This is a genomic window from Streptomyces calvus (genome assembly GCF_006782915.1).
In the GTDB taxonomy this organism is placed as follows: Bacteria; Actinomycetota; Actinomycetes; order Streptomycetales; family Streptomycetaceae; genus Streptomyces; species Streptomyces calvus.
Window position 1 is genome coordinate 14,962 of the sequence record NZ_VCNP01000044.1, and the last position, 16,257, is coordinate 31,218.

At 71.6% G+C, this 16,257-nt stretch carries 10 protein-coding genes; 7 read left to right on the top strand and 3 right to left on the bottom strand.

Translation table 11 applies throughout. From position 1 onward, the window contains the following. Positions 1–34 precede the first annotated feature (34 nt). The gene (gene hpf / locus FGW31_RS21055; protein WP_142195020.1) at positions 35–727 is read left to right on the top strand and encodes a ribosome hibernation-promoting factor, HPF/YfiA family; all 693 of its coding nucleotides are present in this window, start codon (positions 35–37) and stop codon (positions 725–727) included. 199 nt (positions 728–926) lie between these two features. After that, on the top strand, positions 927–1,673 hold the full coding sequence (locus tag FGW31_RS21060; RefSeq protein ID WP_142195021.1) for a response regulator: 747 nt from the start codon (positions 927–929) through the stop codon (positions 1,671–1,673). Between the two features lie 238 nt (positions 1,674–1,911). Here FGW31_RS21060 and FGW31_RS21065 read toward each other — a convergent pair whose 3' ends face one another. After that, complete coding sequence (locus tag FGW31_RS21065) at positions 1,912–3,099, bottom strand: winged helix-turn-helix domain-containing protein (RefSeq protein ID WP_142195022.1); 1,188 nt, start codon at positions 3,097–3,099, stop codon at positions 1,912–1,914. Between the two features lie 49 nt (positions 3,100–3,148). Continuing rightward, positions 3,149–3,718, bottom strand: a complete 570-nt coding sequence (locus tag FGW31_RS21070) for a GNAT family N-acetyltransferase (protein ID WP_142195023.1) — start codon at positions 3,716–3,718, stop codon at positions 3,149–3,151. Positions 3,719–3,997: 279 nt separating this feature from the next. Between FGW31_RS21070 and secA the strand changes: the two genes are divergently transcribed. Next, positions 3,998–6,844: a preprotein translocase subunit SecA gene (gene secA / locus FGW31_RS21075; RefSeq protein WP_142195024.1), complete on the top strand. Its 2,847-nt coding sequence runs from the start codon at positions 3,998–4,000 to the stop codon at positions 6,842–6,844. Between the two features lie 79 nt (positions 6,845–6,923). Here the strand turns inward: secA and FGW31_RS21080 are convergent, their stop codons facing one another. Then, entirely contained in the window at positions 6,924–7,652 is a 729-nt protein-coding gene (locus FGW31_RS21080; protein WP_142195025.1) for an Rv3235 family protein, read from the bottom strand. A gap of 324 nt (positions 7,653–7,976) precedes the next feature. Here FGW31_RS21080 and FGW31_RS21085 point away from each other — a divergent pair, with 324 nt between their 5' ends. The 4 genes from FGW31_RS21085 to FGW31_RS21100 all read left to right on the top strand — a co-directional run bounded on the left by FGW31_RS21085 (position 7,977) and on the right by FGW31_RS21100 (position 16,244). Further along, the gene (locus FGW31_RS21085; RefSeq protein ID WP_142195026.1) at positions 7,977–8,483 is read left to right on the top strand and encodes a DUF6912 family protein; all 507 of its coding nucleotides are present in this window, start codon (positions 7,977–7,979) and stop codon (positions 8,481–8,483) included. A 46-nt stretch (positions 8,484–8,529) separates the two neighbouring features. After that, positions 8,530–9,198, top strand: a complete 669-nt coding sequence (locus FGW31_RS21090) for an HAD family hydrolase (RefSeq protein WP_142195027.1) — start codon at positions 8,530–8,532, stop codon at positions 9,196–9,198. Between the two features lie 460 nt (positions 9,199–9,658). Further along, on the top strand, positions 9,659–14,587 hold the full coding sequence (locus tag FGW31_RS21095) for an NAD-glutamate dehydrogenase (protein ID WP_142195028.1): 4,929 nt from the start codon (positions 9,659–9,661) through the stop codon (positions 14,585–14,587). 139 nt (positions 14,588–14,726) lie between these two features. After that, positions 14,727–16,244 (top strand): hypothetical protein, encoded by a 1,518-nt coding sequence (locus tag FGW31_RS21100; RefSeq protein WP_142195029.1) that lies wholly within the window; start codon positions 14,727–14,729, stop codon positions 16,242–16,244. Positions 16,245–16,257: the final 13 nt, after the last annotated feature.

Sequence of the window (16,257 nt, forward strand, 5' to 3'; positions counted from 1 at the left end):
AACGAAGCGGAGTCATCCGGGAACGGAGTTCTGCGTGGACATCGTCGTCAAGGGCCGCAAGACCGAGGTGCCCGAGCGGTTCCGGAAGCACGTGGCCGAGAAGCTGAACCTGGAAAAGATCCAGAAGCTCGATGGCAAGGTGATCAGCCTCGACGTCGAGGTGTCCAAGGAGCCCAACCCCCGACAGGCCGACCGCTGTGACCGGGTGGAGATCACGCTCCGCTCCCGCGGTCCGGTGATCCGGGCGGAGGCAGCGGCGAGCGACCCGTACGCGGCGCTCGACCTGGCGGCGGAAAAGCTGGACGCCCGACTGCGCAAGCAGCACGACAAGCGTTTCTCCCGGCGCGGTGCGCGCAGGATCTCGGCCGCCGAGGTCCCCGACCACGTCCCCGGCGCGGCGACACTCAACGGAACCGGCGCGGGCTTCGTGGAGGAGGAGCGGGAGGTCGTCCCCACGAAGAAGATCGGCTCGCTGGAGGTCCAGGGTGACGGACCCCTGATCGTCCGCGAGAAGACCCACGTGGCCGCGCCCATGACCCTCGACCAGGCGCTCTACGAGATGGAACTGGTCGGGCACGACTTCTATCTCTTCATCGACTCCGAGACCAAGGAGCCCAGTGTCGTCTACCGACGGCACGCCTACGACTACGGCGTGATCCACCTCAGCGCCGACACGATGGTCACCGCGACCAACTCCCCCGAGGCGGGCGGAACACTCGGCGGCTGACCTGCCGGACGACGGAGCCGGTGCCCCTGGTGCGCGTGTGCGCCCCCAGGGGCACCGGTGTGCGACCACTGGGCGCACGCACCGGCACCTCGGTGTCCTCCGGGCATGGAATCATGGCGGCAACGGCTCAACAGGTGGGCCGTTGCCTTGGGTTGGCGATGGCTCATGACCACAGGCCACAGCCTCAGGGGGAGGAACGATGGCGGACAGCTTCGGACCGATGCACGACGGGGACGCCGACGACGGCGTCGTCGGCACGGGCCGAGACGCGGGCACTCCACGCAAGGAGCCGATCAGAGTCCTTGTGGTGGACGACCACGCGCTGTTCCGTCGCGGACTGGAGATCGTGCTCGCCGCCGAGGAGGACATCCAGGTCGTCGGCGAGGCGGGAGACGGCGCGGAGGCCGTGGAGAAGGCGGCCGACCTGCTGCCGGACATCGTCCTGATGGACGTGCGGATGCCCAAGCGGGGCGGGATCGAGGCGTGCACTTCCATCAAGGAGGTCGCCCCGAGCGCCAAGATCATCATGCTGACCATCAGCGACGAGGAAGCCGATCTGTACGACGCCATCAAGGCGGGCGCGACCGGTTACCTCCTCAAGGAGATCTCCACGGACGAGGTGGCCACCGCCATCCGCGCGGTCGCCGACGGGCAGTCTCAGATCAGCCCGTCCATGGCGTCGAAACTCCTCACCGAGTTCAAGTCGATGATCCAGCGCACCGACGAGCGCCGGCTCGTACCCGCGCCCCGGCTGACGGACCGTGAGCTTGAGGTCCTCAAGCTCGTCGCCACGGGCATGAACAACCGTGACATCGCCAAGGCGCTGTTCATCTCCGAGAACACGGTGAAGAACCACGTGCGCAACATCCTGGAGAAGCTTCAGCTGCACTCCAGGATGGAGGCCGTGGTCTACGCGATGCGGGAGAAGATCCTCGAGATCCGCTGAGCCCGCGCCCCGCCGGACACAGAACGCGGACAGCCCCGGGCCCAACGCCGAACCAGGGCCCGGAACGCCAGGCCAAGGCCCGCAACGCCAGGCCGCGGGCACCCGGAACGCCGGACCCCGGGCCCAACGCCGGACCAGGGCCCGGAACGCCGGACCAGGGCCCGGAACGCCGGACCAGGGCCCGGAACGTCAGGCCGCCGCGGGCACCCGCAACGCCAGGCCGCGGGCACCCGGAACGTCAGGCCAGGGCCCGGGCGAGCTCCAGGACGAGGGGCTCACGCAGCTCGGGCGCGTCGACCCGCTCCACGCGGACGTTGGTGCAGTCCACCCAGCCGGCCGCCTCCACCAGGGCCTGCGCCACCGCGGGAACCGCCTTGCCGCCGTCCAGCGTGACCTGTCGGGCCACCAGGGTGCGGCCCTCGCGCGCCGGGTCGACCCGGCCGACGAGCCGGCCGCCCGCGAGCACCGGCATCGCGAAATAGCCGTGCACCCGCTTCGGCTTGGGCACGTACGCCTCCAGGCGATGGGTGAAGCCGAAGATCCGCTCCGTGCGCGCCCGCTCCCAGACCAGCGAGTCGAACGGCGACAGCAGCGTCGTACGGTGCCGGCCGCGCGGCGGGGACGCCAGGGCCGCCGGGTCGGCCCAGGCCGGCTTGGACCAGCCCTCCACCGTGACCGGGACCAGACCCGAGTCGGCGATGACGGCGTCGACCTGCTCGGCCTTGAGGCGGTGGTAGTCGGCGATGTCCGCGCGCGTACCGACACCGAGCGAGGCGCCCGCCAGGGCGACCAGGCGGCGCAGGCACTCGGCGTCGTCCAGCTCGTCGTGCAGCAGGGCCGCCGGGATCGCGCGCTCGGCCAGGTCGTAGACGCGCTTCCAGCCGCGGCGCTCGACGCACACCACCTCGCCGTACATCAGGGCGCGCTCGACGGCGACCTTGGTGCCGGACCAGTCCCACCACTCGCTGGTGCGCTTGGCGCCGCCCAACTCCGTGGCCGTCAGCGGGCCTTCCGCGCGGAGCTGCTTGACGACCTGGTCGTAGACCCCGTCGGGCAGCTCGTGGTTCCAGTGCGGACGGGCGCGGTAGGCGCGGCGGCGGAAGGCGAAGTGCGGCCACTCCTCGACGGGCAGGATGCACGCCGCGTGCGACCAGTACTCGAACGCGCGCGGCGGCTCGGAGCCCTTCTTCCAGTAGGCGTCCTCGACGGTCCGGCGGCCCACGGCGCCCAGGCGGGCGTACGGAACGAGCTCGTGGGAGCGGGCGAGGACGGAGATGGTGTCGAGCTGCACCGCGCCCAGATGACGCAGGACGCCCCGGACGCCGGCGCGGCGGTCGGGGGCGCCGAGGAAGCCCTGGGCCCGCAGGGCGATGCGGCGGGCCTCGGCCGCCGAGATGTCCGTCGTCGGACGCGGGAGGGTCGTCATACGTCCGCACGATAGAGGGCGGCACTGACAACAGCGGCGGGTTCCGGACTCATCCGCGGCCCGGCACGTACGGCGCCGTGGACGCGAGCCCCAGGTCGGACGGGAGGAGCGAGCCCACCCAGCAGTCCCGCAGCACCCCCTTGTTGTTGAGCGAGGAGCGCAGCACGCCCTCGACGGTGAAGCCCGCGCGTTCGGCCACCGCGCGGGAGGCCGTGTTGCCCACCTCCGCGCGCCACTCCACGCGGTCGACCGACAGCCGGGTGAACGCCCACCGGGAGGCGGCCAGCGCGGCCTCGGTGATGTAGCCGTTGCCGCGGTGCTCCTTCGCGCCCCAGAAGCCGATCTCGCCCGTGCCGAGGGACCGCATGGTGATGCTGAGCATGCCCACCAGCTGACCGGTGGGCAGGAAGACGCCGAAGGTGAACATCGAGCCGTTCGCCCAGCCGTCCGGCACCATCTGCTCCGTGAAGCCCCGCGCGTGCTCCGGCAGGTACGGGGACGGGATCGTGGTCCAGCGCTGGATGTCCGGGTCCTGGCAGACGGCGTACACGGCGTCTGTCTCCTGCGGGCCGACCGTGCGCAGCAGGAGTCGGTCGGTGGTGAGCGTGACGGGTTCCATCGGCCGATTCTGCTCACGCGGCGGTGAACGGCGCCATCGCTTTCGCCGTGGGTGAGGCGACGATCACCCTTCGCACAATTCGCCGGGTGACGCGGCACCATCCGACGGCCCCGGACGTTGTCCTTGTGAAGCAGCCGTGAAACGGATAGGAAGCAGCCGACGGTCACCCCCACGGCGGGCCTCCCGGCGTGGCGGGGTCCTCGCATACGATGGCCGTTGCTCAGTCAGTGAAACGGAAACCGACCGTCCCAGGCCCGACCGGCAAGGAGACCAACCCCCGTGTCCGTCCTCTCGAAGATCATGCGTGCAGGCGAAGGCAAAATCCTGCGCAAGCTGCACCGCATCGCGGACCAGGTCAACTCCATCGAAGAGGACTTCGAAGGCCTCTCCGACGCCGAGCTGCGGGCCCTCACCGATGAGTACAAGCAGCGGTACGCCGACGGTGAGAGCCTGGACGACCTGCTCCCCGAGGCCTTCGCCACCGTCCGCGAGGCCGCCAAGCGCGTCCTCGGCCAGCGGCACTACGACGTCCAGCTCATGGGCGGCGCCGCGCTCCACATGGGATACGTGGCCGAGATGAAGACCGGTGAGGGCAAGACCCTCGTCGGCACCCTGCCCGCGTACCTCAACGCCCTGTCCGGCGAGGGCGTCCACATCATCACGGTCAACGACTACCTGGCCGAGCGCGACTCCGAGATGATGGGCCGCGTCCACCGCTTCCTCGGCCTGAGCGTCGGCTGCATCCTCGCCAACATGACGCCGGCCCAGCGCCGCGAGCAGTACGCCTGCGACATCACCTACGGCACCAACAACGAGTTCGGCTTCGACTACCTGCGCGACAACATGGCGTGGTCCAAGGACGAGCTCGTCCAGCGCGGCCACAACTTCGCCATCGTCGACGAGGTCGACTCCATCCTCATCGACGAGGCCCGTACGCCGCTGATCATCTCCGGCCCGGCCGACCAGGCCACCAAGTGGTACGGCGACTTCGCCAAGCTGGTCAAGCGCCTCAAGCGCGGCGAGCCCGGCAACCCGCTCAAGGGCGTCGAGGAGACCGGCGACTACGACGTCGACGAGAAGAAGCGCACGGTCGCCATCCACGAGTCCGGTGTCGCCAAGGTCGAGGACTGGCTGGGCATCGACAACCTGTACGAGTCGGTGAACACCCCGCTCGTGGGCTACCTGAACAACGCCATCAAGGCCAAGGAGCTCTTCAAGCGCGACAAGGACTACGTCATCATCGACGACGAAGTCATGATCGTCGACGAGCACACCGGACGTATCCTCGCCGGCCGCCGGTACAACGAGGGCATGCACCAGGCCATCGAGGCCAAGGAAGGCGTGCCGATCAAGGACGAGAACCAGACGCTCGCCACGATCACGCTGCAGAACTTCTTCCGCCTCTACAAGCGTCACGACCACGCCGGCAAGGAGATCCCGGGCCTGTCCGGCATGACCGGTACGGCGATGACCGAGGCCGCCGAGTTCCACCAGATCTACAAGCTCGGCGTGGTGCCCATCCCGACCAACCGCCCGATGATCCGCAAGGACCAGTCGGACCTGATCTACCGCACCGAGGTCGCCAAGTTCGAGGCGGTCGTCGACGACATCGAGGAGAAGCACCGCAAGGGCCAGCCGATCCTCGTCGGCACCACCTCGGTGGAGAAGTCCGAGTACCTGTCGCAGCAGCTCAGCAAGCGCGGCATCCAGCACGAGGTGCTGAACGCCAAGCACCACGAGCGCGAGGCGCAGATCGTCGCGCAGGCGGGCCGCAAGGGCAGCGTCACGGTCGCCACCAACATGGCCGGCCGCGGTACGGACATCAAGCTCGGCGGCAACCCCGAGGACCTCGCCGAGGCGGAGCTGCGCCAGCGCGGCCTCGACCCCGAGGAGCACATCGAGGAGTGGGCGCACGCCCTGCCCGAGGCGCTCGCGCGGGCCGAGCAGGCGGTCAAGGCCGAGAAGGAGGAGGTCGAGAAGATCGGCGGCCTCTACGTCCTCGGCACCGAGCGGCACGAGTCGCGGCGCATCGACAACCAGCTGCGCGGTCGTTCCGGCCGTCAGGGCGACCCCGGCGAGTCCCGGTTCTACCTCTCGCTCGGCGACGATCTGATGCGTCTGTTCAAGGCCCAGATGGTCGAGCGCGTGATGTCCATGGCCAACGTGCCGGACGACGTGCCGATCGAGAACAAGATGGTCACCCGCGCGATCGCCTCCGCGCAGTCGCAGGTGGAGACCCAGAACTTCGAGACGCGCAAGAACGTCCTGAAGTACGACGAGGTCATGAACCGGCAGCGCGAGGTCATCTACGGCGAGCGCCGCCGCGTGCTGGAGGGCGAGGACCTGCACGAGCAGATCCAGCACTTCATGGACGACACCATCGACGCCTATGTGCAGGCGGAGACCGCCGAGGGCTTCCCCGAGGACTGGGACCTGGACCGGCTGTGGGGCGCGTTCAAGCAGCTCTACCCGGTGAGCGTCACCATCGAGGAGCTGGAGGAGGCGGCCGGCGACCGGGCCGGCCTGACGGCCGAGTTCATCTCCGAGTCCATCAAGGACGACATCCGCGCCCAGTACGAGGCGCGCGAGGCGCAGCTCGGCTCCGAGATCATGCGGGAGCTTGAGCGCCGGGTCGTGCTGTCGGTCCTGGACCGCAAGTGGCGCGAGCACCTCTACGAGATGGACTACCTCCAGGAGGGCATCGGCCTGCGCGCCATGGCGCAGAAGGACCCGCTGGTCGAGTACCAGCGCGAGGGCTTCGACATGTTCCAGGCCATGATGGACGGCATCAAGGAGGAGTCCGTCGGCTACCTGTTCAACCTGGAGGTCCAGGTCGAGCAGCAGGTGGAGGAGGTCCCGGTCGAGGAGGCCAAGCCGGTGGCCGACCTGGAGAAGCAGGACGCGGTGCCCGCGCAGGCGGGCCCCCGCCCGGAGATCCGCGCCAAGGGCCTCGACGCCCCGCAGCGACGGAACCTGCACTTCTCCGCGCCGACCGTGGACGGCGAGGGCGGCACCATCGAGGGCGAGCTCGCCACCGACGAGGAGCCGGTGCGCTCGGAGGCCGACGGCCTCACGCGCGCGGAGCGGCGCAAGCAGGCCAAGGGCGGGCGTCGCCGCAAGAAGTGAGCGGGCGCCGCTCCGTCGGGAGCGGCTGCGAGCCGGCCGGGGGCCGGGCACCGGAGGGTGCCCGGCCCCCGGCCGTTGTTCAGCCGGCGCGGTGCGGGCGGGGTACGCCCAGTTCCACGGCGGTGCACCGCCAGCGCAGGTCCCTGCCGAGTTCCAGCCGGAACGCCATGGCGCGCAGCCTGTCCCCGGCGCCGATCCGGGCGAACGCCTCGATGGCGCCCTCCCGGGGCTCGCACCAGCCGATGTCGCGGACGACCGGGCGGGCGCCGCGGGTGCGCAGGGGGCCGCGTTCGGCGAGGTGGACCAGTTCGTCGTAGGCCCGGCCGGCGGTGTGGCCCAGCATGGCGTGCACGGGGCGCCGGCCGCTGAGGACGGCGACGAGGAGTTCGGCGAAGCGGTCGGTGGGACGGAGCCGCGGGACGACGGGCCGCCGGGCCGCGTGGCCCGGCGCGGGCGGACGGTTGTCGGCGGGCCGGGCGGGCGCCGTGAGGGCGGTCGGACGGCCGCCGCCCGGGGAGGCGGCGGCCACCGCACCGGCGGCGGGCACACGGGGCGGCGGGGTGGTGGCGGCGCGGGCCGCGGTGGCCGACGGGTGGCCCGCCTCGGGGCGGCGGGGCGCCGTGGTCCTCTCCGCCCGCGGCAGCGGCGGCCCGGCGGCGGGCCTGCTCCCGGCAGGTCGGACGGCAGGTCGGACGGCAGGTCGGGCGGCCGGTCGGGTGGATGTCGTGGCGCCCGGGCGGCGTGGGTCGCGGCGGGCGGGGGGACGGGTGCCGGGACGGTGCTGCGCCCTGGTCATGACCTTGTGCACGGGAACCCCGTTCGACGGGCCCGGAGTCGCCACCGGCTCGGAAGCCGGAGTGATACCGGGCGGTAACTTCGTGGTTGGGGATCTTGTACGGGGCGGCGGGTGGCGGCGGCAAGGAGGACGGCGGCTCGGGCGGAGGGCCCGAGGATTCACTTATCCGGGTGACCGGCGGCCGCTCCGGCGCGCGGGAAAGCGGCGGGGCCGGGTGAATCCACGGACGGACGTTGACGGTCTCCGGGGTGCGGGCAGCAACCCGATGGGGGACGCCCGCGCCTGTCCCCGCACGTATCCTGGAGACCCTTCCGGACCCCCACGAAAGCGGCCGACATGCGCGTCTACGTCCCCCTGACCCTCCCCGGGCTCGCCGAGGCGCACAAGACGGGTGAGCTGGGCGGCGGGTCGTTCCTCGCCTACGCCGTGACGCCCGCGCTGCGCGAGTGGTACCTCTCCGACGACATCGAGGAGCTGGAGTACGCCGCGCTGAACCGTGCCGCCCTGGCCTCGCTGCGGCTGCTGGCGGCGGACCCCTCGGCGCCGCGGCGCCGGGTCGTGGTCGCCGTGGACGTGTCCGACGGCGCCGCCTCGGCCGACCCGGACCGCGGCCTGGACCCGGCCGCGCTCGGCGAGGTGCGGGTCACCGGACCCGTACGGCTGGCCAAGGCGGCCGCGGTGCACCTGGACGCGGCGGACGCGGAGGCGGACGTGGCGGCCGCCGCCGAGGCGCTGCCCGCGGCCGACTCCGGCGACGACGACGCCCAGTTCGTGGTGGACGGCGCGGAGGACCACGAGCTGCTGTGGTACGCCACCCAGGAGATCCCCAACCTGATCGGCTGAGATGCCCCGGTCCCGGATGTCAGTGGGGCCGGGTACGTTTTCCGGCATGGGGATGCACACCGACGCGCACATCGTCTGGGACTGGAACGGCACGCTGTTCCACGACGTCGACGCGGTCATCGGGGCGACGAACGCGGCCTTCGCCGAGCTGGGACTGGAACCGATCACGCTGGAGCGGTACCGGGAGCTGTACTGCGTCCCGGTGCCGAAGTTCTACGAGCGCCTGATGGGGCGGCTGCCCACCGAGGCCGAGTGGGAGCTGATGGACACCACCTTCCACCGCCACTACACCGAGCACCGGGTGCGGTGCGGGCTCGCCGACGGCGTGGTGGACCTGCTCGCCGACTGGACCTCGGCCGGGCGCAGCCAGTCCATCCTCAGCATGTACGGCCACGAGGACCTGGTCCCGCTGGTGCGAGGCTTCGGCATCGAGGCGCACTTCATACGGGTCGACGGGCGGACCGGACCTTCCGGCGGCAGCAAGGCGGAGCACATGGTGCGCCACCTGCGCGCGCTGGCCGGCGTCGACCCGACGCGCACGGTGGTGATCGGCGACGCCGCGGACGACGCGCTCGCCGCCCGGTACGCGGGGGCGCGGGCCGTGCTGTACACGGGCGGCTCCCACGGCCGGGCCGCCCTGGAGGCGGTCGGGGTCCCGGTGGTGGACACCCTGCGGGAGGCCGTGGCCGAGGCGGAGCGCCTGGCCGCGGCATGACCCCGGCGGTCCGGGGCACACGGCACCCGGCATCCGGAAGAACGCGGCGCACTGTGCAGAACGTCAAACTTCCGACCCCGGTTTTGTACACATACGGCTCATGACGGGCCCCCGGCAAGGAGCGATAGCCTTGGTGGCGTGATCAGCGCGATAGCTCGCGGGGGCCTCGGCGTCCCCGCTGTGCGCCCGGCGTGCACGGACGACATCCGTGACCGGGTGGCGGTCGCTGATCCGCGCGGGCGGCACGGGAGGCGGCGCACCCCAGCGGGGCAGGCGTCGTGGAGAGCAGTGTCACACCCCTCGGACGCGTCGGAATCGGCCGAGAAGCCCCCGCTCATCTCACCTTGCGGCATAACGTCGGCACGGACCGGACACCCCGCGTCGTATCACCGCACCACAGGGTCAGAGACCGTACTTCCTTCTACGTCACGCAATGGCGCGCGACAGGAGCCAGAGGACCATGCAGACCAAGCTGGACGAAGCCAAGGCCGAGCTGCTCGACAGGGCCGCCCGGGTAGCTGAGAACAGCCCGGCCGGGGGGAAACTACCGACTGGGACGACGGACGAGGGCGCACCCGACCGGGAAGCCGTGCTCGCGTTCCTCCAGCGCTACTACCTGCACACCGCCCCGGAGGACCTCGCCGACCGCGACCCGGTCGACATCTTCGGAGCCGCCGTCTCGCACCACCGGCTCGCCGAGAGCCGTCCCCAGGGCACCGCCAACGTCCGCGTGCACACCCCGACCGTCGAGGAGAACGGCTGGACGTGCAGCCACTCCGTCGTCGAGGTCGTCACCGACGACATGCCGTTCCTGGTCGACTCCGTCACCAATGAGCTGACCCGCCAGGGCCGCGGCATCCACGTCGTCGTGCACCCGCAGTTCGTGGTCCGCCGGGACGTCACCGGCAAGCTGATCGAGGTGCTCGCCGCCCCGGCCGGCGGCGACCTGCCGCACGACGCGCACGTCGAGTCCTGGATCCACGTGGAGATCGACCGCGAGACCGACCGCGGCGACCTCAAGCAGATCACCGCCGACCTGCTGCGGATCCTGTCCGACGTCCGCGAGGCCGTCGAGGACTGGGGCAAGATGCGCCAGGCCGCCACCCGGCTGGCCGAGGCGCTGCCCGATGAGCCGGTGCCCGCCGACCTGCCCGCGCCGCAGGTCGAGGAGGCCCGCGAGCTGCTGCGCTGGCTCGCCGACGACCACTTCACCTTCCTCGGCTACCGCGAGTACGAGCTGCGCGAGGACGACTCGCTGGGCGCCGTCCCCGGTACCGGCCTGGGCATCCTGCGCTCCGACCCGCACCACGCCACCGACGAGGGCCACCCGGTCAGCCCGTCCTTCGAGCGGCTGCCCGCCGACGCCCGCGCGAAGGCGCGCGAGCACAAGCTGCTGGTGCTGACCAAGGCCAACAGCCGGGCCACCGTGCACCGGCCGTCGTACCTGGACTACATCGGCGTCAAGAAGTTCGACGCGGACGGCAACGTCGTCGGTGAGCGGCGCTTCCTCGGCCTGTTCTCGTCCGCCGCCTACACCGAGTCCGTGCGCCGGGTGCCGGTGATCCGGCGCAAGGTCGAGGAGGTCCTGGAGCGCGCCGGCTTCTCGCCGCACAGCCACGACGGCCGCGACCTGCTCCAGATCCTGGAGACCTACCCGCGCGACGAGCTGTTCCAGACCCCGGTCGGCGAACTCCAGCCCATCGTCACCTCGGTGCTCTACCTCCAGGAGCGCCGCCGGCTGCGGCTCTACCTGCGCCAGGACGAGTACGGGCGCTACTACTCGGCCCTCGTCTACCTGCCGCGCGACCGCTACACCACCGGTGTCCGGCTGCGGATCATCGACATCCTCAAGGAGGAACTCGGCGGTACCAGCGTCGACTTCACCGCCTGGAACACCGAGTCGGTCCTCTCCCGGCTGCACTTCGTGGTCCGCGTCCCGCAGGGCACCGAACTGCCCGAGCTGTCCGACGCCGACAAGGAGCGCATCGAGGCCCGGCTCGTCGAGGCCGCCCGCTCCTGGGCCGACGGCTTCGCCGAGGCGCTGAACGCCGAGTTCGGCGAGGAGCGCGCCGCCGAGCTGCTGCGCCGCTACTCCGGCGCCTTCACCGAGGGCTACAAGGCCGACCACTCCCCGCGCAGCGCCGTCGCCGACCTGGGCCGCCTCGAAGAGCTGGACCAGGAGCGGGACTTCGCGCTCAGCCTGTACGAGCCGGTGGGCGCCGGCCCCGAGGAGCGCCGCTTCAAGATCTACCGCAAGGGCGAGGCCGTCTCGCTCTCCGCGGTGCTGCCGGTCCTCCAGCGGCTCGGCGTCGAGGTCGTCGACGAGCGGCCCTACGAGCTGCGCTGCTCCGACCGCAGCGTCGCCTGGATCTACGACTTCGGCCTGCGCATGCCCAGGGCGGCCGGCGGGACCGACTACCTCGGCGACGACGCCCGTGAGCGGTTCCAGGACGCCTTCGCGGCGACCTGGACCGGCAAGGCGGAGAACGACGGCTTCAACGCCCTGGTGCTGGGCGCCGGGCTCACCTGGCGCCAGGCCATGGTGCTGCGCGCGTACGCCAAGTACCTGCGCCAGGCCGGTTCCACCTTCAGCCAGGACTACATGGAGGACACCCTCCGCACCAACGTCCACACCACACGGCTGCTCGTCTCCCTGTTCGAGGCGCGGATGTCGCCGGACCGGCAGCGCGCCGGCTACGAACTGGTCGACGCGCTGCTGGAGGAGGTCGACGCCGCCCTGGACCAGGTGGCCTCGCTGGACGAGGACCGCATCCTGCGTTCCTTCCTCACCGTCATCAAGGCGACGCTGCGCACCAACTTCTTCCAGGAGGCGGGCGACGGCACGCCGCACGACTACGTCTCCATGAAGTTCGACCCGCAGGCCATCCCCGACCTCCCGGCGCCGCGCCCGGCGTTCGAGATCTGGGTGTACTCGCCGCGCGTCGAGGGCGTGCACCTGCGGTTCGGCAAGGTCGCGCGCGGTGGCCTGCGCTGGTCGGACCGCCGCGAGGACTTCCGCACCGAGATCCTCGGCCTGGTCAAGGCGCAGATGGTGAAGAACACCGTCATCGTGCCGGTCGGCGCCAAGGGCGGCTTCGTCGCCAAGCAGCTGCCCGACCCGTCCGTGGACCGCGACGCGTGGATGGCGGAGGGCATCGCCTCCTACAAGACGTTCATCTCGGCGCTGCTCGACATCACCGACAACATGGTGGCCGGCGAGGTCGTGCCCCCGGCGGACGTCGTCCGGCACGACGAGGACGACACCTACCTCGTCGTCGCCGCCGACAAGGGCACCGCGACCTTCTCCGACATCGCCAACGAGGTCGCCGAGAGCTACAACTTCTGGCTCGGCGACGCGTTCGCCTCCGGCGGCAGCGCCGGCTACGACCACAAGGGCATGGGCATCACCGCCCGCGGCGCCTGGGAGTCCGTCAAGCGGCACTTCCGGGAGCTGGGCGTGGACACCCAGACCCAGGACTTCACGGTCGTCGGCATCGGCGACATGTCCGGTGACGTGTTCGGCAACGGCATGCTGCTCAGCGAGCACATCCGCCTGGTCGCCGCCTTCGACCACCGGCACATCTTCATCGACCCGAACCCGGACGCGGCCGTCTCCTACGCCGAGCGCCGCCGCCTGTTCGAGCTGCCGCGCAGCTCCTGGGCCGACTACAACACCGAGCTGCTGTCGGCGGGCGGCGGGATCTTCCCGCGCAGCGCCAAGGCGATCCCGGTCAACTCCCAGATCCGCGAGGCGCTCGGCATCGAGCCCGGCGTCACCAAGGTGACCCCGGCCGACCTGATGAAGGCGATCCTCCAGGCGCCGGTGGACCTGCTGTGGAACGGCGGCATCGGCACGTACGTCAAGGCGTCCGGCGAGTCCAACGCCGACGTCGGCGACAAGGCCAACGACGCCATCCGCGTCGACGGCAAGGACCTGCGCGTCAAGGTCGTCGGCGAGGGCGGCAACCTGGGTCTGACCCAGCTCGGCCGGATCGAGTTCGCGCTGCAGGGCGGCCGGATCAACACCGACGCCATCGACAACAGCGCGGGCGTGGACACCTCCGACCACGAGGTGAACATCAAGATCCTGCTGAACGGCCTGGTCGCGGACGGCGACATGACGGTCAAGCAGCGCAACAAGCTGCTCGCCGAGATGACCGACGAGGTCGGCCGTCTGGTGCTGCGCAACAACTACGCGCAGAACACCGCCATCGCCAACGCGCTGGCCCAGTCCAAGGACATGCTCCACGCCCAGCAGCGCTTCCTGAAGCACCTGGTGCGCGAGGGCCACCTCGACCGGGCGCTGGAGTTCCTGCCGACCGACCGCCAGATCCGCGAGCGGCTCGCCTCCGGGCAGGGCCTGACCGGTCCGGAGACGGCCGTGCTGCTGGCGTACACGAAGATCACGGTCGCCGAGGAGCTGCTGCACACCTCGCTGCCCGACGACCCGTACCTGAAGGTGCTGCTGCACGCCTACTTCCCGACGGCGCTGCGCGAGCAGTTCCCCGACCACATCGACAACCACCCGCTGCGCCGCGAGATCACCACGACCGTCCTGGTCAACGACACGGTCAACACGGGCGGTACGACGTACCTGCACCGGCTGCGCGAGGAGACCGGCGCGTCGCTGGAGGAGATCGTCCGGGCGCAGACCGCGGCCCGCGCGATCTTCCGCTCCTCGGTGGTGTGGGACAGCGTCGAGGCGCTCGACAACAAGGTCGACGCGGAGACCCAGACCCGGATCCGGCTGCACTCGCGCCGGCTGGTGGAGCGCGGCACGCGCTGGCTGCTCAACAACCGGCCGCAGCCGCTCCAGCTGAAGGAGACGGTGGACTTCTTCGCCGAGCGGGTCGAGCAGGTGTGGACGCAGCTGCCGAAGCTGCTGCGCGGCGCGGACCTCGACTGGTACCAGAAGATCTACGACGAGCTCAGCGCCGCCGGTGTGCCGGACGAGCCGGCCACCCGGGTCGCCGGGTTCTCCTCCGCCTTCCCGACGCTCGACATCGTGTCGGTGGCCGACCGGATGGGCAAGGAGCCGCTGGACGTCGCCGAGGTGTACTACGACCTCGCCGACCGGCTGCGCATCACCCAGCTGATGGACCGCATCATCGATCTGCCGCGCGCCGACCGCTGGCAGTCCATGGCCCGCGCCGCCATCCGCGAGGACCTGTACGCGGCGCACGCCGCGGTGACCGCGGACGTCCTGGCGGAGGGCAACGGCTCGTCGACGCCGCAGCAGCGGTTCACGGCGTGGGAGCAGAAGAACGCCGCGCTGCTGGGCCGGGCCCGGACCACGCTGGAGGAGATCCACAGCTCCGACGCGTTCGATCTGGCCAACCTGTCGGTGGCGATGCGGACGATGCGGACCCTGCTGAGGGCGCACTCGTAGTCCGCCGGTCCGCGGCACGCGGACGAGGGGCGCCCGGGACCGTCGAGGTCCGGGGCGCCCCTCGCGGCGTTGTGGTGCCTTCAGGTGGGCCTCGGCGGGGAACCGGTGGGGGCGCCCCGTCCACGGTTACCCCTCTCATGTGACTGTCCGATTCTCGTCGCCCGTGGTGCCCGGGAGGACCCCCGAGGGCCGCGCCGCCGCCCGTCCCGCCCTCGGCGGGTTCCTGGCCCCGGCCGTCGCCGGACTCGTCCTCGTCCTGCTCGCCCTGACCGTCGTACGGCTGCCCTGGGCCGGTGACCTGGGCATGCACGCGGCGACCGTGCAGCGTCTGCGGCACAGCCCGCTCGACCCCGGCAACCCCCTGGTCGACGCCGACACGCCCAGCCCCTACTACTCGCCGTGGACGCTGCTGCTCGGCACGGTCGCCCGGCTCACCGGACTGCCGGTGTTCGCGGTGCTGCGCCTGGCCGCCGCGGCCGCACTGGTGCTGCTGGTGACGGGCGTGTGGCGGTACGTGCGGACACTGAGCGCGCACCGGGCAGCGCCCGCGCTCGCCCTGCTGAGCCTGCTGCTGCTGTGGGGCACGACACCGTTCCTGTGGAGCGGATTCCTCGGACTGCACTCGCTCGCCCTGACGGTTGCCTACCCGAGCACCTTCACCCTCGGGCTTGCCTTCCACTTCTGGGCGTGGCTGACGCGGGCGCTGCGCGGTGCCGCCGGATGGGGGGTGTGGCCGGCGCTGGGGGTGCTGTGGGCGGTGATCCTGCTCTGCCACCAGTTCTCCGGGGCGGTGGCCACGGTGGGCGCGGCCGCCGCGTTCGTCGGGGCCCGGCCCGGGCGTGCGGTGCTGCTGCGGGCCGCCACCGCTCTGCCGGCGGCGGTCGCGGTGCTGTGGGCGTGGCCCTACTACGACTTCTTCGCGCTGACCGGCGCGGGCGACGGCCTGGAGTCGATACACCGGGTGCTGTACGGGCACCCGGTGGCACGGTACGGGCTGGTGCTGCTCGGCGTGGCCGCGCTGGTCCCGCGGTGGCGGCGCGACCACCGCGACCCGCTGGTGGTCTTCTTCGTCCTGGGGACGCTGCTGGTCTCGGCGGGCTGGCTGAGCGGCCACTACACCTGGGGACGGGCGCTGTCCGCGGCGGTGATCCCCGCCCAGCTCGCGGTGGCACTGGAGGCGTTCGCGGCGGTGCGGCGCCGGTCGCGGGCCTGCTGGGCGGCCCTGCTCACCGCGGCCCTGCTGCTCGGCGGTTGGGCGCAGGCGGGAGCGGTCGGATACGTGGTGCCGCGCTCCGCCCTGCCGCAGGTGCTGGAGGACAGGTACCGGCCGCCGTGGCCGGGCTACCGCTGGATCACGCCGTACGTGCACTACGGCGACGTCGTCATGGCCGAGGGCCGCCCGGCCCGGCAGATCCCGGCGTACGGCCCCTACACGGTCGCGCCCGGCTACCCGGACTTCTTCCTCCCGGACGAGCGGCGGCGCACGGCGGTCACCGGGCGGTACTTCGCGGAGCGGACACCGCCGTCCGAGCGGCGGCGGATGGAGCGGGAGTACGGGGTGCGGTGGGTGGTGGACCGGACCGGCGCCCTGGACGACACGGGGCTGCGGGCGGTGGCGCGCGGCCCGGACGGCCAGGTGCTCTACCGGGTGCCGTGAGCCGCGCCCGCCG